The following is a 22279-nucleotide window of genomic DNA, read 5'->3' as shown; positions in this document are numbered from 1 at the left end:
AGCTTCCCACCGGTAATCACGGTCCACTTACCGCCCGTCATTATGCTTTTGAAGGATCTGTTGCCTTTCTATACATTCGGGGCAAAACCAACCAATCACTCAAGGTATGAAGAAATTAATGCTTGGCTGCCTCGCAATGGCAGCTGTATCCGGCGTATCTGCACAGAAAAAGTCGGTGATCACCGGTAAAGTGCCCGCCGAATTTAACAACGAATACATTTTTCTCCTCAACGCATCCGGCAATGGCTACAAGAAACTGGATTCTGCCCTGGTAGAAAAAGGTGCTTTCAAACTGTCGTATGAAGTGGCTGATACCCAGCAGGCCGTGCTGAATATCCGGTTAAAAGCCGGTGAAGCTGCAAAGTCAGGCTTCCAGCAACTGTACATTACACCAAACGACAAAATGACCTTTACCCTGAAAACAGCCGGTGATCCAAACCTGTTTACCGGTGGGGTGATCAAAGGTTCTCCGCTGACAAGCCAACAGCAGGAACTGGAGAAAGTGCTGGCGACCAACACAAAAGGTATTGACTCCCTCCAGAAAATCGGTCAGGCTATGATGATGACCGCCAACCCGGATACTACCGGGTTGTACAACCTGAGATATGCCTACCAGCAAATGATAGACGAAAAGGGTAAACTGGAAGAGAAATTTATGCAGGCGCATAATGATTATTATGTGAGCCTGGCGATTCTTTGCGGTAACATGGGCGGCCGCGTAGAAGACGTAGAAGGTACACAAAAACAGTTTGATAAATTTCCAGTGGCTTTACGTCAATCCAGCCTGGGCCTGAAAGCAGCTGAACTGCTGAAAGCTTCTGCATTACTGGGCCTGAACCAGGTAGCACCGGATTTCTCCGCTGCTACGCCGGATGGTAAAACGCTGAAGTTGTCCGACCTCAGAGGAAAATATGTATTGCTCGATTTCTGGGCCAGCTGGTGTGGTCCCTGCCGCGCAGAAAATCCTAACGTGGTAAAAGCGTACAACAAATTCAAAGACAAGAATTTTGATATCCTGGGTGTGTCTCTCGACAGAACCGGTGATGAAGCAAAATGGACAGCTGCTATCGAAAAAGATGGTCTCGTATGGCATCATGTGAGCGACCTCAAATGGTGGAAAAGTGACATCGCTAAATTGTATATGATCAATTCGATTCCGCAAAATTTCCTGCTCGATCCTCAAGGCCGCATCATTGCTACAAACCTGCGGGGTGAAGCATTGGAGCGCCAACTGGAAAAAATATTACACTAATCCGTTTCTTCATTTCCGGCATGGTATCTGCTCTATGCCCGTAACGAATTATTTATTCGGTGAAATGGATGACAATGGACCACCCGTCCCGGTTTCCCGGGACGGGTTTTTTTATGAAAAATGTAATTTATTTTATTACTTTCAATACGTGTAACGATGACAATTAATTTTTTCCACGTATATGAAATACATCCACCGGATCTTTTTCCTGGTACCCGTGCTTATCAGCGCGTGCCAGTCCCACAAGCCAACGGTTGCCTCCCTGCCACTCACAGAAGCGCAGCAACGCCTGCCTGAAAACGCTGTAGGCGGATTGAAAACCGCTGCGGGCCTTCAAACTACCCTGTTTGCCAGCGAACCTGCCATCATGAACCCCACTAACATGGATATCGATGAAAAGGGCAGGGTATGGATAACAGAAGCCTACAACTACCGCAATGAACTGAACCCCGGTCATCCCTACAAAGCCGCCGGCGACCGTATCATGATCCTGGAAGACAGGGACGGAGATGGTAAAGCCGATACGGCTAAAGTATTTTACCAGGATACCTGTATTAATGCGGCACTGGGTATTTGTGTATTGGGCAATAAAGTAATTGTTTCCTGTAGTCCCAATGTATTTGTATTTACAGATACCGACGGAGATGATAAAGCCGATAAAAAAGAACTGTTGTTCCGTGGCATCGGTGGTGTGCAGCATGATCACGCGATCCATGCTTTTACCTTCGGACCCGATGGTAAATTGTATTTCAATTTTGGCAATGCAGGCGATAGTATCCTGGATAAAAACGGCAACGTGATCCGCGATGCAGACGGGCAGCTCATTGCCAACAAAGGCAAACCTTACCGGCAGGGAATGATTTTCCGCTGTGATGAAGACGGAAGCCATCTTGAAGTGATGGCGCATAATTTCCGCAACAATTATGAAGTGGCGGTGGATGCCTTTGGTAATATGTGGCAGAGCGATAATGACGATGATGGTAACCGGGGCGTCCGTATCAACTATATCCTTGAGCACGGGAATTACGGATATACCGATGAGATGACCGGCGCCAGCTGGCAGTCGCGGCGTATGAACATGGAAGATTCCATTCCTTACCGCCACTGGCATCTCAATGATCCGGGCGTGGTTCCCAACCTGTTGCAAACAGGTTCCGGCTCACCCACCGGCATGGTGGTTTACGAAGGCGATCTGTTGCCGGCTGTTTTTCATAACCAGATGATCCACGGTGAACCGGGGCATAATGTAGTGCGTTCCTATCCGGCAAAGAAATACGGCGCCGGCTATACGGCCACTATTGAAAATATCCTGGAAAGCGCTACAGACCGGTGGTTCCGGCCTTCAGACGTATGTGTTGCACCGGATGGGTCCCTGTTTGTGGCCGACTGGTACGACCCCGGTGTAGGTGGCCACCAGGTAGGCGACCTCGACAGGGGACGCATATTTCGTATAGCCCCACCCGGTAGCAGTTACAAAGTGAAACCACCAGTACTCAACACCGCTGCCGATGCAGTTGCCGCATTGAAAAGTCCAAACCTCAGCACCCGCTACCTGGCATGGACAAAACTTCGCGGTATGGGTGCTTCCGCCGAAGGGGCATTGAAGGAAATGTACCACGACGGTAACCCCCGGTACCAGGCACGCGCACTATGGCTGCTTAGTAGGCTTTCTAACGGTGCTGACTATGTGAAAAAAGCCTTCGAAGATAGCAATGAAGACATCCGTATTGCCGCCATCCGTGCAGCCGGGGAAATGAGCCTTTCGTCAGATACCCTGTATAAGGCAATGTATCGCACGCTGGTAACAGATACTTCTGCTGCTGTAAGGCGGCAGTTGCTGCTGACGATGTACCACCGCCGCGAAAAGGAAATGCCCCTCAACTGGGCATTACTGGCCGCACAATATGATGGCAAGGACCGTTGGTACCTCGAAGCCCTCGGTATTGCCGCTGATGGCAATTGGGATGCCTGCTTTAATGAATGGCGCAAACTGCCTGCCAATACACAACACCCTGCATCGGATCATGACATTATCTGGCGGGCCAGAACAGCCGCAGCACTGCCCTTACTGGCAGCGCTTATCCAGGAACCCGACCAGGATCCATTGCAAAATAAACGCTATTTCCGCGCCTTTGATTTTTATCCGGCCGCAGAAAGTACACCCGTGTTACTGAGTCTGTTGCAGGGAACTCATCCCCAACAGGCCAGTATCAACGCATTGACTTTCCTGCAGCTGGATGCCAACGCGGTGCCCCAAACACCCGCTATGGCGGCATTGCTGCATAACAGTTTGCTGGTGTTCAACGGACAGATGGAGTTCGTGGATCTCGTGCTAAAGTATCACCTGCGTGATCAGAACGACCACCTGCTGCAAATGGTGCTGGATACCAAACGCGACGACCTCTCCGGCTATGCCATGAAAACATTACTGGAATGTGGTGGAAAACCGCTCGTAATAAAAGCCATGTCGAAGCAGGATACAGCCGCTGCATTTACCCTGGTTAATGCCATCGGACGGGCACAGGACCGTACCAACCGTGAACTGCTCCGTTCACTGATGCAGAATAACGTGTATGCGTTGACGTTAAGGCAACAGGCTACGCGTAATCTCGGTCACGGATGGGATGGATATGCAGACCTGTGGAATATGGTGGAACGGAAAGTATTACCGGCCGATCTGGATACCGTGGCACAGGCAGTTCTTACACACGCATGGCGCCAGGATATCAAAGCCAAAGCCGTAGCTCATTACCAACCTGCAAACGTACGCCACGACCTGGCGCCTGTTGATAAATTAGTGACCCTCCCGGGTAACATCTCCGGAGGGAAAAAAGTATTTGCCAGCTATTGTGCTACCTGCCACCTGGCAGGTAATACCGGCGTAAACTTCGGCCCTGCCTTAACAGAAATTGGCAGCAAGCTCACCAAAAGTGCGCTCTATGATGCGGTCATAACGCCGGATGCAGGTATCAGCTTCGGTTTTGAAGGATATTTCTTTAAGCTGAAAGATGGCTCCACAGTACTGGGATACATTGCCAGCGAAACGAAGGACGAAGTAGATGTACGGACCGCCGGCGGACAAGGCGTGAAAATTCAACAAAAAAACATCAGCTCCAGGAAACCGTATGAACATTCCCTGATGCCAACTGGTCTGGCTACCGCCATGCCGCAACAGGAACTGGTAGACCTGGTTACTTACCTGTCTTCCCTGAAAAAGTAATAAGTTTGTGCCGTGATTTAATTTATTCTCATGGCATTGTCACCCACCAATACACAGCTCCTCACGGACGGATTTACGATCCGTGAAGAGCTGTTGCCAGCCGGTATACAAACCGCCACAGACAACGAGATGTGCTGGATCATGCGGGGAAATGGCGCCATGCAGATCGCCGGTGCCGGTTTCCCGCTAACGCCGGGTACCCTGATCCTGATAGGTAAAGGACAATCCTGGAAACTTACCCAAAAGCATCCTGTACAAGCCATCCACCTGGTATTCGGTGATTGCTTCTGGGACCGTACCCCGGTGAGCGCCCGTAACTGCAAAGCCACACTATATGGCGATATCAAAGCGCATCAGCACTTTAGTCCATCTGTGGCCACTACATCGGAACTGGATCGCCTTTTCCACGATATGCTGACAGAATACCAGCGCCTGGATTATTCCAATAAAGCAGATGTGCTGGCCGCTTACCTCAAGATCCTGGTGATTAAAATTGCCAATATCAACGAGGAATTGCTCGCGGATACCAATAATCATCATTATAAAATCTATCAGCAGTTTATTACCCTGTTACAGGAAGAGGTACATCCTTCGCACCAGGTACATGCGTTTGCGAAACAACTGCATATTGCACCACGCAAGCTGATAGATATTTGCCAGCAATACAGTCGTAAAACCCCCAAGATGCTGATCAGCGAACAGCTGATAGCAGAAGCCAAACGTCTCCTGCAGTTCACCACGATGCCGGTGAAGGAAATCGCTGCACGGCTTCACTTTAGCACACCTTTTCAATTCAGTAACTTCTTTAAGAAAAATACCGGTCATTCTCCACTCGGCTATCGTCAGGATTTTGCACAAATTGGTATGTAATACACTGCTTTTGTTATTCCCGCTAATGCTTTGCCAGTCTACCTTTGTAGCATAAAAGCAAATCGTATGTGTAAAACAATTGCAGGGGTGAAAATACCCGATAGTCAACTGGCCGTACAAGCCACGGAGTTATTACGCGAACATGGAACGGAATTCCTGTATAATCACTCTCTCCGCGTTTATATTTTTGCAGTATTAAACGGGCAGCGCAGGAACCTGCCTTTTGATCCTGAGCTGTTGTATATCAGCGCCGCCTTTCATGACCTCGGATTACAGCCGCATTACAGCAGTCCGGATAAGCGGTTTGAAGTAGATGGCGCCAATGCCGCCCGTGATTTTTTACGCTCGCATGGCGTGCCACCTGCCTCGCAGCAATTGGTATGGGATACCATCGCATTGCACACGACTATTGGTATTGCGGAATACAAGGAGCCGGAAGTGGCGTTGATGTATAGTGGAGTAGGACTGGATGTAATGGGAGAAGGATATGAACACCTGAGCGAAGAACACCGGTTGGCTATCCTGGCCGCATTTCCGCGTAATGGCTTTAAGAAAAAGATTATTCCTACCTTTTTTGGAGGGTTTGAACATAAAACGGAAACAACCTTTGGTAATATCAAGGCAGATGTATGTGCTTATATGATTCCGGAATTCAAACGTAAAAACTTCTGCGATTGTATTCTGCATTCTCCGTGGAGCGAGTAACATTTATCTTTCCAGGATAGCTACTACGCCCATGCCGCCGGCGGTACAGATAGAGATCAATGCCCTGCCGCTGCCGCGTTGCTGCAATATTTTAGCCGTTTGCGCCAGGATCCGCGTACCGGTGGCTGCAAAAGGGTGACCGATAGCAACACTTCCTCCTTTTGTATTCAATTTGCTGCGATCAATGCTGCCGAGTGGCGCCTCCCATCCCAGCTTTTTACAGTAGGCGGCATCTTCCCAGGCTTTCAGTGTGCAGAGTACCTGCCCGCTGAAAGCTTCGTGGATTTCATAGATATCGAAGTCTTGTAGTTTCAGGTGATTGCGTTTCAGCATCCGTGCTACCGCGTAGGTAGGCGCCATAAGCAATCCTTCACCGTTCACATAATCTACTGCTGCTGTTTCTGCATCCACCAGGTGCGCCAGCACCGGCCAGTTCTGTTGTTGTGCATACTCCTCTGAGGCCATCAGTAATGCAGACGCACCATCGGTATACAAGGTGCTGTTCCCGGCGGTGAGAGAGCCATTGCCGCTGAAGTCGAACGCAGGTTTTAGTGCTGCCAGTTTTTCAGGGGTAGTATCTGCCCGGATGATGGTATCTTTTTTAACGCCTTTGAATGGCAGAAGCAGATCACTGAAAAAGCCTTCCCCGTAGGCTTTGGCGGCATTCATATGACTACGGTAGGCCAATGCGTCCTGTTCTTCCCGGGTAATGCCCCATTCCTTCACCATTTTTTCTGTATGTTGTCCCATCGATAGCCCCGTTCTGGGCTCTACAATAGAAGGATATAAAGGTTTCAGGTCTTTCAGGCGGATGGAAGCGATGATTTTCAATCGCTGTGAAAATGTTTTCGCCGCGCGCAGATCGGCGAGCTTCCACGCCAGGTGCTGTTGAAACAGTAGTGGAATATCGCTGTTGGTATCGCTGCCGCCGCTAATGGCGGTATCTATCTGTCCGCAGGCGATGCGCAGCCCCAGTTGGATGGTGGTATCCAGGCTGGTACCACAGGCTCTCAGTACGCTATAGCCTGGTGTATGCGGATCCAGCGCAGTACCCAGCACACATTCGCGGGCAAAGTTCCAGTCGGTAGACCGGTTTAAAAGCGCTCCCAGCGCTACTTCTCCCAGGCGTTTGCCGGCCAGACCATATTTTTCCACCAGTCCGTTTAAACAGAAAGTGAGCATTTCCTGGTTGCTGATATGATTATATTCTTTAAAGGACTTAACGAAAGGGATCCGTAATCCGCCGATGATAGCGACCTTTTTCATGAGGGAGAGCTTTAGCTAAAGTTAATGAATATGTATTAACCCAACAATCACCGTCAACATTTGTTTATGGAGGGCAAACCAGACACATGAAACTCTTTCCCGCTACTATCCGCAAAACAATTCTCCGTGGTTGTATGCTGATTCTCCCGATCATTGTGGTGTGCTTTTTCATTGGAAAAATGTGGATGGCCATCCACCTGGTGGTAAGACGCATCATGGCCTATTTTGATATCGAACGTCTTTTCGGATTTACTTTACTGGCACTGCTGACAACGGTAGTATTGCTGTTGTTGTGTTACCTGGCGGGCTTGCTCACGCGACTGGAAAAGGTGGGCGTGGTGCATCGCTGGCTCGATAAAAACGTACTGCGTTTTATGCCCGGATTTATTTTTATCCAGATGTTAGCGCAGGAGAGTGCCGGTGAGGAAACCGGTCGCCACGGTGTGCTGATCTGGCTGGAAGAAGCCTGGCAACCGGGTATTCTCATAGAGAAAAATGCAGCCGGCTGGCATGTGGTATACATCCCTAACGCGCCCAATGCGAGTTCCGGAAGAATTTATATTGTGAAAGAAGAGCGCCTGAAATTATTACCCGGCTCCCTGCATCATATGAAAGAAAGCATCGAGGGCTTTGGAACTGGGTTGTCGCAGTTGGTATGATTGTAAATTACTCCTGTTCATCTGCGGACTTCCTGTCCGTTTGCGGACAATCGTGCTGGTAAAGGCTCGCGTTGGCAAAGGGTTTCAGGATTGGCCTGTTTTATGCAGCCCTGGTTTTCTGAAAAAATACTCCCATATGCTGCAACTTAACTGGTTTCGAACAGCCTGGAGAAATATCCGTCATCAGCCGTTATTTACATTCATCAATCTCGCTGGTCTTACTACCGGGTTTGCAGGTGCGATGCTGATTGCCTGTTTGCTTCACTATCACCTGAGTTTTGATAATTTTCATAAAGATAAAGAACGTATTTACCGGGTGGTTTCTAAAACTACCTTTGGAGGGGACGACTATTCACAGGGTTTGCCGCAACCCTTTGGTAAGGCGTTTGCAGCCGACTATACCTTTGCAGAAAATGTAGCGATGCGCGCCGATTGGGGAGAACCACAGGTAACTGTGGGCAACGGCGAGGTACGCAAAATGTTCCATAGCGCTGCGGCATACGTGGAACCCGCATATTTCAATATTTTTAATTATCCATTGGTGAGTGGTACGGTAGATGCCCTGCAGGCACCTTACCAGGCGCTCATTACAGAAAAAGAAGCCCGGCGCTTTTTTTCAGGCACAGATGTGATCGGCAAGCAGATTTTACTGAATAATAAGTACCAATATACCATTGTAGGGGTCATGAAGGATATCCCGGAGAATAGCAGCAACCAGCAGCAGATCTATCTCTCCTATGCCAGTTATAAGATAGCCAACCCCTGGTTGGGTAGCGACAGCAGCTGGGGGGGTATTTCTTCTTCTATTCAATGTTTTATGAAACTCCGGCCAGGTGTAACCGCAACTACAGTAGAAGGCGCTTTTCCGCAATTGCTCAAAAAAGTAGGCCACAAGGAGATGATACTTTATATGCAGCCCTTATCTGATATTCATTTTAACCGGATCTACGATGGCCAGATAGAAAAGAAACAATTATGGGGATTGTCACTGGTAGGGCTTTTTCTGGTACTGATGGCGGGTATCAATTTTATAAATCTCACTACAGCCCGTCTTTTTTACCGGTCACGGGAAGCGGGAGTACGAAAAGTACTGGGTAGTTCTGCAACTATGATACGCTGGCAGTTTATCATGGAAACCGGCATCCTGGTGCTGGCAGCTATTCTTTTATCAGTGGCCGTAACCTACGCTGCTTTCCCTTCTTTCAACCAATTGTTTGACACAAAGATCAGCCCCCGGAATTTATATCAACCCTGGTTCCTGGGCTTTGCCATCAGTTTATTCGTTGTGGTTACCTTACTGGTAGGCTACTACCCGGGAAGTTTGCTGGCGCGTCTGAAACCGGTGGAAACAATGCGGGGAAAAGTACTGGGGGGGCAAACAGCCGGTATTCCATTGCGGAAAGTGTTGGTAGTAGCGCAGTTTGCGATTGTATTGTTCCTGATCAGTTGTACCCTTATCATATCAAAACAATTGCGTTCATCTATGGACACGGATATCGGTTTCAACAAATCAGGCATCCTGATGATCAATATCCCGGAAGAGAATAAACGCTCGGTAGATCTGTTGCGTAACCGTTTTTCAGAAATGAGCGGGGTAAAAGCCGTGAGCTTTTGCCTGACATCTCCTATGTCTGTGGTGAATAACGAAGACGATTTTGTGTATGATGGCCGCCCCAAAACAGAGTCGTTCCGGATGAGTACCAAAACGGCAGACGCCAATTACCTGGCTACCTTCGGATTGCAATTGATCGCCGGACGCAATTTATATGGAGGCGATACCCTGAATGGTTGCCTGGTGAATGAAACATTTGTAAAGCGCGTAAAAGCAGCTTCCCCGGAAGCGGTTATCGGCAAAACCATTGGCGTGTATGATGTAAAGGCTACCATTCTGGGCGTGGTAAAAGACTTTCATACCGGTGATTTTCATGGAGAAATTGATCCGCTGTGTTTGTACAGCGACTTCCAGGGTTACTATTCCTGTGCCGTGAAAATGAATGTCCGGGATGCGAAAACATTGTTACCAGCATTGGAAAAAGTCTGGAAAGACACTTATCCGGACTATACCTGGTCTTATCAGTTCCTGGATGAAAATATCAGCCGGATGTATCATGCGGAAGAAGTGCTGCTGGGAATGATCCGTATTTTCTCTTCCCTGGCGGTATTGGTAGGTTGTATCGGTTTACTGGGGCTGGTATCGTTTATGGCTATACAACGGCGTAAGGAGATCGGCATCCGCAAGGTGCTGGGCGCCAGCGTTTCATCCATACTATGGTTATTTCTGAAAGAATTTATTGTGTTAATCTTCTTCTCCCTGATTATAGCCATACCGGTAGCCTGGTATGTGATGCACGAGTGGTTACAGGATTTTGCTTACCGCCTGACGATTGGCCCGGAGGCTTTTGCATGGCCGGTAGTTATTACGGTGGTTATGGTAGTGACTACCATTGGCGTAAAATCCGTGCGGGCGGCCCTGGCCAATCCTGTCAGTAATTTAAGAAGCGAATAGTTACAGGTTATACAGATGATTTACGGGGTTCGGTACCGGATTACCTTTTAACGCAGCAATCACATTTTCCGCTGCGATACGCGACATAGCGTTCCTGGTTTCTGAAGTGGCAGAACCAATATGTGGCAACACCGCTACCGTAGGCATTTCCAGCAATGGGTTATCCGGGTGCATTGGTTCCGGGTTGGTAACATCCAGCCCGGCGCCCCAGATAATGCCTTCCTGTAAAGCGGCAATCAGGTCGGGTTCATTGTGGATGCCTCCCCGGGCCGCATTGATGAAAATAGCGGTGGGCTTCATTTTCCGGAAGGTGTCTTTATTGAATTTATCTTTTGTTTCAGGTGTGAGTGAAGTATGTACGCTGATGACATCACTTTGTTGCAGTAGCTCTTCAAAAGAAACAAAGGTGGCATCGAGCGATTTTTCTGCGGCTTCATTACGGTGACGATTGCAGTAAATGATCTTCATGCCAAACGCAGCGCGGCAGCGTTGTGCCATCACTGCACCGATGTTGCCCAATCCCCATATCCCCAGTGTTTTTCCTTCTATATCAATTCCGAGATTGGAGGTAGGTGTGGAGAAGCCCCAGTCGCCTTTTAAAATTCTTTTATGCTGGAAGAATGCTTTCCGTGCAACAGACAACATCAGTAGAAATGCAGTATCGGCCGTGGCATTGCTCAGGACACCCGGTGTGTTGGTGATCTGAAGTCCCAGTTCTGTGGCTGCTTTCAGGTCTACATTGTCGTAGCCTACAGACAACAGGCTGATCACTTTCAGGTGCCTGCATTGTTCTAAAAAAGCACGATCCAGTTTGTCACCGCCGGCAAACAACAACGCATCATTTTCCTTGCAAAATTGTACTCTTTGTGCCGGTGTCATCTCATGCGGTTCGGACCACTGTGTAACGGTAAAGCCTGCACGCTGCAGCAATGACAATCCTTCTTCGGGAATAATCCTGGTGGTAAATACCTTCATCATATCCATTTAATTACGTTGAAATGTTCTTTTCCATAATTTCCATACTTCAAACCACAACACCGATACTGCACTGATCGCAGCGCTTATCAGCAGCTGCTGCATAGAAAGCGCTGTAATACTGAAAAACTGCGCCACCGGGGGAATGTATAGCATTACTGCCAGCAGTAACAAGGTGATGATAATAACGCCCACCATTAATTTATTCCGGTTGCGCATGCTGTGTATAAAGGAGTAATAGAACGAACGGTTTACCAAGGTAAGAAAAATATTGGCGAGCACCAATGTGGTAAACACCATGCTCCGTGTAATGGTTTCGCCTGCGTCCTGTGCCACGCTCCACTGGTAGGCTGTAAGCACGCCTGCGGTAATGAATAATCCCTGGAGCAGACTGATATTCATTTCCCGGAACGACAGGAACGTTTGTGTAATGGGTCGTGGTGGTTGCAGCATGGCATTTTCTTCCATGGGTTCGTTTTCATATACAATGGAACAGGTAGGCCCCATAATGATTTCCAGGAAAATAACATGCACCGGTGTAAAGATATTCGGGTAAATCCATCCAAGGAACAGCGGCAGGGACACGGTGAGGATAATAGGGATATGAATGGAAATAATATACTGTACCGCTTTTTTGATATTGGTGTAAATTCTCCGGCCCATGGCAATAGCATCTACCATGCTGCTCAGGTCATCATTCACCAGGATCAGTGCGGCTGCCTGTTTGGCGATCTCGGTGCCTTTTTTGCCCATGGCGATGCCGATATGTGCGGCTTTCAGGGCGGGCCCGTCGTTAACGCCGTCGCCCGTCATGGCTACTATTTCATTATCAGCCTTGAGTGCATTGATGGCGGCCAGTTTCGCTTCGGGAAACATGCGTGTAAAGATATTGACCGACTGCAATGTAGCCAGCTGTTTGCCGGCATCCATTTGCATGAGGTCGGCGCCATTTACCGCTTCACCAGGTTGCTGCAAACCGGCCAGCCGCGCGATGGCGCAGGTAGTTACGGCATTATCGCCGGTAATGATTTTTACCTGGATTCCTGCCTGGTAGAAATGCCGGAACACCTCATTGATATTGCTTTTCGGTGGATCGTAAAAGGCGAGTAAACCGGTAAACACAAACGGTAATGCCTGTTGTTCCACCGGATAGTCCTTGCCGGTAAAGTCGGAAGTGGCAACTGCCAGTATCCGGTACCCCTTTTGAGCTAAAGCATTGATCTGCCCGGTGATTTTCTCTTGTTCTTTTTCCGGGAGATGACAAACGGCCAGGATAGCTTCCGGCGCTCCTTTCGCGGCCACAATGCGCTGACTCGCTGTATTTTCATAAATATGCGTCATCATCGGCGGTTTGCCAGACAGCGGATACTCATGCACCATGGTATAATCTGCGCGCAAATCGGTGGCCGTCATTTCTTCGTATAGCCGGTGGAGTGTTTTCTCCATTGGGTCAAACGGTACCGGTTCACTCGCCCACATCGCTGTGGTGATCAATGCTTCCGGGAAATGACCGCTTTCATATAACGTGTGGTCGGCGCCGTTATACACCGCCTGCAGGCTCATTTTATTTTCCGTGATGGTGCCGGTTTTATCAGTGCAGATAATGGTAGCACTCCCCAGTGCTTCCACAGTGCGGATCTTTTTTACAATGATGCCCATCTGCATCAGTCGCCGGGAACCCAATGCCATAAAGGTGGTAAATGCCACCGGGATTTCTTCCGGTAAAATGGACATGGCCAGTGTCAGCCCTTTCAGCAAACTATCGGTTAAATTGCCGCTGCGAATAAAATTAAATCCCCATACAGCCAGGAATACAACAGCGCCCACAATGGCCATCCACTTCACAAACTGACGGATCTGCAATTGCAGCAGCGTGGGTTCTTCCCTGATGTTCAGGATCGCTTCTCCCAGTTGCCCTATTTTTGTATGGGCTCCGGTTTGCGTAGCTTCACAGATGGCCAGCCCGGATACCACTACTGTTCCGCTGTATACGTTGTTATCTTTGCTGTCTGCCTGTTTGAACACGGCAAAAGCTTCACCGGTAAGGGCCGACTCGTTTACAGAAAAATCATTGCTGTGTACAATAATGCCGTCGGCATTAATCGTATTCCCTTCAGATACCAGCATCATATCTCCCACTACTATTTCACTGGTGGGAATACTGATCAGTATGCCCTGGCGGATTACCTTGCTCAGAGGCTCATTCATTTTCTCCAGTGCTTCCAGGGCCTTGCGGCTGCGACTATCCTGGTAAAAGGAAATGCCCGATACCAGGGCTATCGCGGCGAGCATAAAGTATGCTTCTCCCAGTTCACCCATCACAAAGTAAATGGCAGTAACCGCGATGAGCAGTACCAGCATTGGTTCTTCCACGATCTCTTTCAGTATAGCCGTCAATGTATTTGCGGCAGGCGCCGGTGGAATATTGCTGCCATGCTGCTGCCGGGAGGCATTCACTGCCGCTTCATCCAAACCTTTGATGTGTTCCGGTAAATTGATCTGTACAGCCATGAAGGATGTTTTGGTGAAAGTGCTTCCTTAAATTTACGAATTATGAAGGAAGGAACTGTTATTCATCATTTTTCATCATCTTTAAAAATTCATCTGGTGAGATGCGATCTGCCCGTTCATTTCCGGCAAATGGCAATAGGTTATCCTATTGTTCGAAAATGAACAGGCTGCACCCGGAAATGAACAAAAGGAGTGATCGCGGGAGTTGTAAGCGATTGATTACCAGAGATAGCCTTATCCGGCACCTTTTTTATATCATAGCAGCAAATACTTATGCAATGTTTCGGAACTATTGTAAAATCGCTTTCAGGAATCTGATGAGAAACAAATTTACCGCTATGGTAAATATCGGAGGATTGGCGGTTAGTCTCGCAAGCTTCCTGATTATCCTGTTATACCTCAATTTTGAGCTGAGTTACGATCGCTGGGATCCTTCATTGAAAAATGTATACCGGGTATCACAGCAAACAGAAAACAATTATGCCAACAATCCCGCGCCGGCTCCATTGGCGCCGCTGCTGGCAGACCATCTGCCGGAGGTAAAGGCATATACCCGCATTATTCCTTCCGGTAACCACGAGCTGCTGATCAGCTACAACAATACCAAAATATACCAGAAGGATATCCTGATGGCCGACAGTGGTTTCCTGGATGTATTTCCATACAAGCTGCTTGCAGGTAATGCTACCAATGCTTTCCGGGAACCATCTTCTGCGCTGATCACCCGGGAAGTCAGTGAAAAGTTGTTTGGTAAGACAGATCCTATCGGTAAAATTATCAAAGTATATAACCAGCTGCCCTTCACCGTTACGGGTATTATTGCGGCACCTGCCACCCCTTCACATATCAGCGCAGCCATTATTCTCAGGGATCCTTTTATGGCGCAGAACAGCGGCTGGAGCAATATCTCTTACATTTCGTATATCCGTTTAAGAGAGCCTGTCACCAATGCGTCACTGGAAGAAAAAATAAACCGTACTTTTTATGATCATCACCTGAAAACAGGAACCGAAAGTTATGAAGCGTATGTAAAAGCCGGGCACGCACCATCCCTGATGACAGATGTGGTACCTGATATTCACAATCATCCGCGTTTTGGTAACAGTCCTTTCAAAACCACGCTGATCCTTTTCGGGCTGGCGGGCTTGCTGTTGCTGAGCGGCGCGCTGAATTCCAGCAACCTGTCGCTGGTGAAAACGTTGAAACGTTCACGGGAAGCAGGTGTACGAAAAGTGATGGGCTCCAGCCGTACTCAGATTCTGCTGCAATTTATGCTGGAAGTAAGCATTCAATGTGGTATCAGCCTGTTACTGGCACTTGGCCTGTCGCTGCTATTGTTGCCGTTATTTAACCAGGTGTTCGGTCTGTCGTTATCCTTCTCCTTCTCCGGACAACTTTATTCTTATACGATGATTGCGCAGTGTGCTGCTGCGTTGATCGCTATTATACTTATTTCGGGATTATATCCGGCTATTGTGTTTGCCCGCCAGGGTGCGGTGAATGTGATGAAGGGACATTTCAGTACTGGTACTACCGGTAAGCGTTTTAGTCATTCGCTGATTGTGGCCCAGTTTACCGTATCTGTGTTTTTCATTGTCAGTGTATTGGTAATGGCGCATCAGATGAATTTTATGAAACACCGGGATATTGGCTTTAATCCGGCGCAGGTGCTGCAGATAGAAGCCATGCAACCTACCCGTGAAAATAATTTTGAACAGACAAGGGCCAAACTCCTGCGTATCCCGGGTGTGCAGCTGGTGTCTAAAACAACGGCTGTTCCGGGTAGCGAGGTAGATACGTCGTTTCATACCTTCCATTATGCAGGCAGCAGCAGGATGTTTTCTTCTGTAAGGGTGAGCACCGACTTTTTTGCTACACTGGGGATCTCTGTATTAACCGGTCGCATGTTTTCAGATGCACATCCGGAAGATCAGAATAATACGGCCGTGATTAATGAGTCGGCGGCAAAATCGCTGGGGGTAAATGATCCGGTAGGTTCACAGATCAGTTATGCGAGTTGCGACAGTGTACCTTACCAGATTGTGGGAGTGGTGAAAGACTTCCAGGTACAGGGTTTCGACAGTTATGTGCGGCCTACGCTGTACAGTATCTCCAATGCGCATTGTACGTACCAGTCGGGCGGCGCTTTGCTGGTGAAAGTGAATACGGCTAATCTCGATAAAACCCTGGCGGCGATTACACAGCTGTGGGATACCGTGGAACCCGGGTTCCCGCTGCGTTATTCTTTCCTGGACGATAATTTCCAGCAGCTGTTCAGCAGTTATACCCGCGTGCAATATATTATTCATGTGTTTACGGTTATTTCGGTATTTATCTCCGTAATGGGCTTACTGGCCTTAACGGTGTATATGACAGAACAGCGTACCCGCGAAATAGGCATCCGTAAGGTATTGGGCGCCAGTGTAGGAGGTATTGTGGCGTTATTGTCAAAAGATTTCCTCAGACTGGTGATCCTGTCGGTACTGATAGCTACGCCGGTGGCCTGGTACCTGCTGGAGCGCTGGTTGCGTGATTTCGCTTACCGGGTACAGATCAGCTGGTATCTCTTTGCCGTTGCAGGCGTGGGGGCGCTGCTGATTGCTTTCGCAACGGTAGGGTTACAGGCATTCCGGGCTGCCCGTGCTAATCCGGCGCATAGCCTGAAAGCAGAATAGGCGGTTGGCATTGAACCGAAACAGGATCCTTGTGTTAATTATAGTTAAGCGGCGGGTGTATTACCACCATGCGGCACAGAGATTGCGGGAATATATTTTCTTAAAACCATCTGTCACAACTATAACTGTCAGCTCAGCATATGCGGGATCAAGCCGGGGATAATCGTTTTATTGCCTATATCACAGCGAATAAATGGATGGCAGCGGCCATCGGATTCATTATACTATTAAGATTTTCGTTCATAGGCATCATGGGAGCCATGCCCCAGGATGCCTATTATTATTTTTACGGGCAGCATTTTGCCCTTTCCTATTTTGATCATCCGCCGGCTATTGCCTGGATTCTGAGAGGTTTTACTGACCTGTTTGGCCGTCATGTGTTTGTGATCAAGCTGGCAGATACGCTGGTAACGATCGGTACCCTGCTGGCTTTCTATCGCCTGTCGCGCTGCTTCCTGCCCCGGAAAAGGGCCTGGAATGGCTTCCTGCTATTGTATGCAACATTGATGATCACTATCCTGTCGCTGGTATCCACGCCGGATGTGCCTTTGCTGCTGTTCTGGTCTTTATCGCTGCTGGCGGTGTACCGGGCGGTTTTTGAAGGAAGGAAGGCGTATTGGATCTGGGCGGGCATTGCTATGGGATTGGCATTCGACAGTAAATACACGGCTATCTTTCTGCCGGCGGGCGCCGTGTTGTACCTGTTATTATCCAGGCAGCACCGGCATTACCTGTGGTCGCCCTGGTTTTTTGCAAGTATTCTCCTGTTTTGCATCACCATTTTACCGGTGGTGCTGTGGAATGTGCAAAATGATTTTGCCTCTTTCCGGTTCCAGTCTTCCGGACGGGTAGGAGGGGTGGAATTTCATCCGCTGGATGTTTTTGGGGTGATTGGCCACCAGGCAGCCATCCTGTTACCGGTGCTTTTCTTTGCCCTGCTGTATTATGTGTATAAGCTGGTGCGTAAATATGGCTGGCATGTCTCGCACATTCCGGCTTCACAGCTCTTCCTGTTATGCTTTTTTATACCCATTTTTGGTATTTTCCTGGTGATCTCCCCGGTGTACTGGGTAAAGATCAACTGGATGATGCCAGCCTATATCACCGGTATTATCTGGATCAGCACCTGGATCACTGTTAAATACGTACGCTGGCAGTGGATCTGTGCTGTGGTGGTGCACCTGGCGCTGGCGGTAGAAGTCATTTTCTACCCGGTGCCCATTCATTCTGATGATACCATGATTGGCTGGTCGGGTTTGAGCGAGGGTGTAAAAGCACTGGCAGATGAATATCCGGACGATTTTATTTTTTCTGCAGATGACTATAAAACCAGTGCGATGCTCAACCTCTACCTGGGACGTATGGTATATTCCCGGAATGTGCTCGGAGAGAACGCTTTACAATTTGATTTTATCGGTACCGATGTCAATACCCTGAAAGGGAAAAATGCCCTCTTTATTAATTCCCTGACAGATGTGAACGATGAAGTAGATGAACTGGAGTTTGCCGAAGAGGACCTGGCCCCTTATTTCCGGTCGGTTCGCCCGCTGCCTCCCATCGTTGTGCACCAGCACGGCCGCGTAGTAAGGAAATTCCTGGTTTTTCGCTGTATGGATTACCAGCCTCCGCTGCCGGGACATGATCCCCGTCATGTCGAAAAATGATGACAGTCAACCCGGGTAGTAATGCCCGTCATTGTTCAGCAACACAAACCGCCTTAGTTTTACGTTAACAATCGGACATCCACCTGGATTTCCTGAGCGTAAACAAATAACGGAGATGTGCTGTTGGAAGGTATCACCGTTTCTATCGACGGTGATACTTTTATTCGGGGATCAATAAAAATGCAAATCATGTTTAGCGGATTAACTCCTACCTCCCGTCAGCGGAAATTTTGTGAAGGTTTCCTCTTTTTTCCCATCCGGCACCTGCGCAAATATGGGAATTTCATTTTCAGACAGTACGGACGTCATGCCGGTGTGAAAACATTACTGGATATGCAACTGGGCATAGCGGGATACGATGCCAGTCATACGGATGCTATTGTACGTTGTATTACAGATACAGCGGCGCCACAGGTGGCATCGGTGATGAGCAAAGTAGAAGATTTCTATACGCGGATCCAGGCGGAAGCAGGAAGTTCACCGGTTTTATTCGGAGACTTTACCAACATCGTGATTCATTTTTACCGGGAGGTATCTATTTATCATAACGTTATCCTGCGCAATCTGAAACAGGAATTACAGCCGGCAGGAAAATCAAACAAAAATGCGGCAACATTATCAGAAGCCGGTCAGGATCATATCAATAAAGTACAGAAGGTGGTGAAGGAGTTTGTTTTGCAATGCAAAACAATGGTAAATGCACTGGAAGAAATGGCGCAGCGCGATCATTACTCGCCTATGGACGAATCCTATCTTCAGGCAACAATGGCCTTAATGGGAGACATCCGCCAGATGGCGCGCCATCAGCAGCATCTCAGTCAGTTGTTAAAGAAATGGGTATCAGATAAAAACCTGCATGTATTGCAAACCTATTACAACTAGTAATATTTTATATGTCTTATGAACTATGAACCACAGGGGACAGATCTTGCTGTATACCGGGAGGCATGCAGTAGCTGGATCCGTATCCTGAAAACCTTAAGAGAAGAAAATGCTTCGCTGATCAACCGGCTGGCAGCGGCGTTGAAAGAAACAACGCGGCGCTCGTTTATTGAAGAGGCGGAAGAATTTCAACTCACCATGCTCGACCGGGAGGAGTCGCTCATCCTCCTGCGCCATGAAATCAACGAACAACTCGTATGGCTGGATGCACAACCATCGGACATGCCAGCACCTCATCCTTTCGCGGTTTTGAAAAATGATGTGGAAGGAATGATCAGGGAATATGAGCGGATAAAAGCGGCGTTCCTTATCTTTATTGCGGCAGAAAAAGTATAGGTATCAGTTGATCAGTGCTACCAGTTTTTTGATAGACAGCAATGCAATCTGACCTTCCTTTAAAGCTACCAGTTCCTCGTCCCTGAAATCGCCCAGTGTGCGTATCAGTGATTCTTTCGCCACACCTGCCACTGCGGCAAGGTTTTCCCGGCTGATATCTATGGTGAAATGTTTGCTGCCGGCAGTGTTATATTTCCGGTCCAGCATCAGCAGTGCTTCTGCTACTTTTTTACGCAGGGAATTATAGGCAAGTCCAATCAGTTGCTGTTCTTTTTCCACCATTTCCCTGGATAATAACTGAATGAATTTTCCCAATACTTCCGGGTTGCTGCCAATCAGCTGTTCAAAGTCTTTCTGCGGAATAACTGCCAGCACCGTATCTTCCAGCGCTTCTGCATATTCCTGGTAATTACCACCTTCCAGCAATGCATTATAACCCAGGAAATCTCCTTCATTATACAGGCCGATGATCAGTTCTTTACCTTCATCATTGCGTTTATAGGTTTTTACTTTGCCTTGCAGGAGATAGTATAAATGGTCAGGGCGGTTGCCTGCGGCGTAAATGTTTTGTTTCTTTTTATAATGATTGGTGTTGCGGTCTTCTTTCAGCATGGCCAGCTGTTCCTTTCCGGTGCTGGCAGACAGCAGTACGTTCAAGCCATGTAAACCTGTTACGGAATCCTGTTTGATTTCTGCACACCTTTTCAAACGGCTTTCGATGGCGCTCAGTAACTCGGTTCCTTCAAAGGGTTTGGTAATATAATCATCGGCCCCGAGTTCCATCCCTTTTCGTATATCCGTTCTTTCTGCTTTGGCAGTCAGGAAGATGAAGGGGGTTTTTTGCAGGGCCTTATTTTTATGCAGCATATGTAATACGCCATAGCCATCCAGTACCGGCATCATAATGTCGCATACAATGAGATCAGGGTGGTGTTCCAGGGCCATAGCCACACCTTCTTTGCCGTTGCCGGCTGTGAGTACCTGGTAATTGGCCAGTTCAAGGATCTCCGCTACATTATCACATATAGCAGGATTATCTTCAATCAGCAAGATTTTTTCCATAAGCATCAGTTTTGAGGAAAGGGAACAGTCACGATGAACTCTGTGCCTTTATCCGGTTCACTTTTGCAGGTTACGCTGCCGTTCATGAGTTCTGCATATTTGGAAACAATATGCAGGCCCAGACCGGTGCCCTGGATGTTGGATACATGCTGACTACGGAAGAAACGCTCGAAAAGATGCAGCCGGTCTTCCTCAGAAATACCTATTCCCTTGTCTTTCACTGACAACTGGAATGTGGTATCGCTGCATTGGGAGCGGATGGAGATAATGGCTCCCTCCGGAGAAAATTTGATGGCATTGGATACAAGGTTCATAACAATGTGTTTAAGGAGCGTAGGATCCAGGCAGGCCTGGGCTGCGCCGTGATGGGCATAGTAAATATTCTGTTTTGGCTTTTTGAGTCCGTCCATTTCCCCGATAATATTGCCGATATGTTTACCGGCATCAAAAGTGCTGTGTCGCACCTGGATTTTTCCTTCTTCTATTTTTCCTACCGACAGGAAGTCGTTCAGAATATCTGTGAGCATATTCACTGCGGAAATAATCCGCTGAATATGTTTCCCCCGTTTGGCCACGTCGTCTGCCGCCTCGTATTTGGATACCAGGTAAATGGAAGACAGGATAGCGCTGAGAGGGGTTCTGAATTCATGCGACGCCAGGGATACAAACCTAGATTTCAGTTCATTGAGTTCCCTTTCTTTTCCCAGGGAAATCCTTAGTTCTGATTCTGCCTGTTTGATACCGGAAAGATCGATGGCGATACCGATGTAACCGGTAATATCACTGGCATCGCGGATGGCAGACACCGTCAGGGATACCGGTAACCTGGTGCCGTTTTTCCGGATATATTGCCATTCATATTCGTTGGGCTGGTTGAGTGTAGCCTTGATCGTGAGTGTTTCCATACCTGGTGCCACCGGTTGATGCAGTTGCGCAGAAAATTCCTCCGCACGCAGTGCTACTTCGTCGGCGTCATGGAGCAGGAGCGGGGTGCATACATCTACTACTTCACTGGCTTTGTAACCGAGTATCCTTTCTGCTGCCGGGTTGAACCAGCGTATAAATCCATCTGTATTGATCACGATGATCATGGCGCCGGTGCTGGTCCATAAGCTGTTGAGGAAACTGGTCATGCGTTGCAGGGAGGCATCTTTTACCGCTGCTTCCTTCCGTTGCCGCGAAAGTTCCCGCAGGGTCATTTCCGCATTCCGCCGGTCGGTGATATTGGTGACATAGGTGATGGTTAGTATTCCTTCCGGGGTGGCATGAGCAACCGGGGAGAGTTCTACGGGGAACTTACTGCCGTCCTTTCGCACTGCATAGGGATCGTGTTCGCCGTACGGAGGAAGCAGCAGTTGCGCCGGCTGGCCGGTCAACTCCTCTTTCGTATAGCCGAACTCGTTAAGCAGGAAGGGATTAGCCATCTGTATCCGTTGTTCACTATCGGTGATCAGTATGCCCGCGGAGGCATGGTTAAAGAGTGCGTCGAAACCTATGTAATTATTTTGAGAGGCATTAATCATACAGGTAATTGACCCTTTGGAACGGTGCAATATAAATTTAATGATTCCGGTTGGAATAAATTACTGGTAGGAAAAAATAGAATGTTATTATTTTATAAAAGTAATAATATATC

At 48.2% G+C, this 22279-nt stretch carries 15 protein-coding genes; 10 read left to right on the top strand and 5 right to left on the bottom strand.

Going from position 1 to position 22279, the window contains the following annotated elements:
- The first annotated feature begins 106 nt into the window (after positions 1 to 106).
- The 4 genes from BMW79_RS29560 (at position 107) to BMW79_RS29545 (ending at position 6047) form a co-directional block, all read left to right on the top strand.
- Positions 107 to 1252 (top strand): TlpA disulfide reductase family protein, encoded by a 1146-nt coding sequence (locus BMW79_RS29560; RefSeq protein ID WP_245752721.1) that lies wholly within the window; start codon positions 107 to 109, stop codon positions 1250 to 1252.
- A gap of 181 nt (positions 1253 to 1433) precedes the next feature.
- Positions 1434 to 4472 (top strand): PVC-type heme-binding CxxCH protein, encoded by a 3039-nt coding sequence (locus tag BMW79_RS29555; RefSeq protein ID WP_089901942.1) that lies wholly within the window; start codon positions 1434 to 1436, stop codon positions 4470 to 4472.
- 30 nt (positions 4473 to 4502) lie between these two features.
- Complete coding sequence (locus BMW79_RS29550) at positions 4503 to 5342, top strand: helix-turn-helix domain-containing protein (protein ID WP_089901938.1); 840 nt, start codon at positions 4503 to 4505, stop codon at positions 5340 to 5342.
- A 66-nt stretch (positions 5343 to 5408) separates the two neighbouring features.
- On the top strand, positions 5409 to 6047 hold the full coding sequence (locus BMW79_RS29545) for an HD domain-containing protein (protein ID WP_089901935.1): 639 nt from the start codon (positions 5409 to 5411) through the stop codon (positions 6045 to 6047).
- A 3-nt stretch (positions 6048 to 6050) separates the two neighbouring features.
- Here BMW79_RS29545 and BMW79_RS29540 read toward each other — a convergent pair whose 3' ends face one another.
- A complete protein-coding gene (locus tag BMW79_RS29540; RefSeq protein ID WP_089901932.1) occupies positions 6051 to 7313 on the bottom strand; it encodes an acetyl-CoA C-acetyltransferase in 1263 nt (420 codons plus the stop codon).
- An 86-nt stretch (positions 7314 to 7399) separates the two neighbouring features.
- On the opposite strand from BMW79_RS29540, the gene BMW79_RS29535 reads away from it, so the two are divergent.
- Positions 7400 to 7972: a hypothetical protein gene (locus BMW79_RS29535; RefSeq protein ID WP_089901930.1), complete on the top strand. Its 573-nt coding sequence runs from the start codon at positions 7400 to 7402 to the stop codon at positions 7970 to 7972.
- 136 nt (positions 7973 to 8108) lie between these two features.
- A complete protein-coding gene (locus tag BMW79_RS29530; protein ID WP_089901927.1) occupies positions 8109 to 10478 on the top strand; it encodes an ABC transporter permease in 2370 nt (789 codons plus the stop codon).
- Here BMW79_RS29530 and BMW79_RS29525 read toward each other — a convergent pair whose 3' ends face one another.
- Positions 10479 to 11456, bottom strand: a complete 978-nt coding sequence (locus tag BMW79_RS29525; protein ID WP_245752719.1) for a 2-hydroxyacid dehydrogenase — start codon at positions 11454 to 11456, stop codon at positions 10479 to 10481.
- 6 nt (positions 11457 to 11462) lie between these two features.
- Positions 11463 to 13964, bottom strand: a complete 2502-nt coding sequence (locus BMW79_RS29520; protein WP_089901924.1) for a cation-translocating P-type ATPase — start codon at positions 13962 to 13964, stop codon at positions 11463 to 11465.
- A 317-nt stretch (positions 13965 to 14281) separates the two neighbouring features.
- On the opposite strand from BMW79_RS29520, the gene BMW79_RS29515 reads away from it, so the two are divergent.
- The 4 genes from BMW79_RS29515 to BMW79_RS29500 all read left to right on the top strand — a co-directional run bounded on the left by BMW79_RS29515 (position 14282) and on the right by BMW79_RS29500 (position 19581).
- Positions 14282 to 16639: an ABC transporter permease gene (locus tag BMW79_RS29515; RefSeq protein ID WP_177192388.1), complete on the top strand. Its 2358-nt coding sequence runs from the start codon at positions 14282 to 14284 to the stop codon at positions 16637 to 16639.
- 140 nt (positions 16640 to 16779) lie between these two features.
- A complete protein-coding gene (locus BMW79_RS29510; RefSeq protein WP_089901917.1) occupies positions 16780 to 18303 on the top strand; it encodes an ArnT family glycosyltransferase in 1524 nt (507 codons plus the stop codon).
- A 189-nt stretch (positions 18304 to 18492) separates the two neighbouring features.
- Positions 18493 to 19185, top strand: a complete 693-nt coding sequence (locus BMW79_RS29505) for a hypothetical protein (protein ID WP_089901914.1) — start codon at positions 18493 to 18495, stop codon at positions 19183 to 19185.
- An 18-nt stretch (positions 19186 to 19203) separates the two neighbouring features.
- Positions 19204 to 19581 carry a hypothetical protein gene (locus BMW79_RS29500; protein ID WP_089901912.1) on the top strand — a complete coding sequence of 126 codons (378 nt, stop codon included), beginning with the start codon at positions 19204 to 19206 and terminating at the stop codon, positions 19579 to 19581.
- A gap of 3 nt (positions 19582 to 19584) precedes the next feature.
- On the opposite strand, the gene BMW79_RS29495 is transcribed toward BMW79_RS29500, so the two are convergent.
- Positions 19585 to 20643: a response regulator gene (locus tag BMW79_RS29495; protein ID WP_089904417.1), complete on the bottom strand. Its 1059-nt coding sequence runs from the start codon at positions 20641 to 20643 to the stop codon at positions 19585 to 19587.
- A gap of 5 nt (positions 20644 to 20648) precedes the next feature.
- Positions 20649 to 22166, bottom strand: a complete 1518-nt coding sequence (locus tag BMW79_RS29490) for a sensor histidine kinase (protein WP_089901909.1) — start codon at positions 22164 to 22166, stop codon at positions 20649 to 20651.
- Between the last annotated feature and the right edge of the window lie 113 nt (positions 22167 to 22279).

Origin of the sequence: Chitinophaga arvensicola, assembly GCF_900110835.1 — a bacterium.
Lineage (GTDB): Bacteria > Bacteroidota > Bacteroidia > Chitinophagales > Chitinophagaceae > Chitinophaga > Chitinophaga arvensicola.
The sequence above is the reverse complement of the archived record's forward strand: the minus strand, read 5'-3'. Positions and strand labels throughout refer to the sequence as shown.

What these genes read in the sequence shown, in the direction of transcription:
- BMW79_RS29530 (WP_089901927.1), top strand. Translation starts at nt 8,109, where the DNA reads ATGCTGCAACTTAACTGGTTTCGAACAGCCTGGAGAAATATCCGTCAT.
- BMW79_RS29510 (WP_089901917.1), top strand. Translation starts at nt 16,780, where the DNA reads ATGCGGGATCAAGCCGGGGATAATCGTTTTATTGCCTATATCACAGCG.
- BMW79_RS29550 (WP_089901938.1), top strand. Translation starts at nt 4,503, where the DNA reads ATGGCATTGTCACCCACCAATACACAGCTCCTCACGGACGGATTTACG.
- BMW79_RS29505 (WP_089901914.1), top strand. Translation starts at nt 18,493, where the DNA reads ATGTTTAGCGGATTAACTCCTACCTCCCGTCAGCGGAAATTTTGTGAA.
- BMW79_RS29515 (WP_177192388.1), top strand. Translation starts at nt 14,282, where the DNA reads ATGAGAAACAAATTTACCGCTATGGTAAATATCGGAGGATTGGCGGTT.
- BMW79_RS29560 (WP_245752721.1), top strand. Translation starts at nt 107, where the DNA reads ATGAAGAAATTAATGCTTGGCTGCCTCGCAATGGCAGCTGTATCCGGC.
- BMW79_RS29535 (WP_089901930.1), top strand. Translation starts at nt 7,400, where the DNA reads ATGAAACTCTTTCCCGCTACTATCCGCAAAACAATTCTCCGTGGTTGT.
- BMW79_RS29490 (WP_089901909.1), bottom strand. Translation starts at nt 22,166, where the DNA reads ATGATTAATGCCTCTCAAAATAATTACATAGGTTTCGACGCACTCTTT.
- BMW79_RS29520 (WP_089901924.1), bottom strand. Translation starts at nt 13,964, where the DNA reads ATGGCTGTACAGATCAATTTACCGGAACACATCAAAGGTTTGGATGAA.
- BMW79_RS29545 (WP_089901935.1), top strand. Translation starts at nt 5,409, where the DNA reads ATGTGTAAAACAATTGCAGGGGTGAAAATACCCGATAGTCAACTGGCC.
- BMW79_RS29525 (WP_245752719.1), bottom strand. Translation starts at nt 11,456, where the DNA reads ATGATGAAGGTATTTACCACCAGGATTATTCCCGAAGAAGGATTGTCA.
- BMW79_RS29495 (WP_089904417.1), bottom strand. Translation starts at nt 20,643, where the DNA reads ATGGAAAAAATCTTGCTGATTGAAGATAATCCTGCTATATGTGATAAT.
- BMW79_RS29540 (WP_089901932.1), bottom strand. Translation starts at nt 7,313, where the DNA reads ATGAAAAAGGTCGCTATCATCGGCGGATTACGGATCCCTTTCGTTAAG.
- BMW79_RS29500 (WP_089901912.1), top strand. Translation starts at nt 19,204, where the DNA reads ATGAACTATGAACCACAGGGGACAGATCTTGCTGTATACCGGGAGGCA.
- BMW79_RS29555 (WP_089901942.1), top strand. Translation starts at nt 1,434, where the DNA reads ATGAAATACATCCACCGGATCTTTTTCCTGGTACCCGTGCTTATCAGC.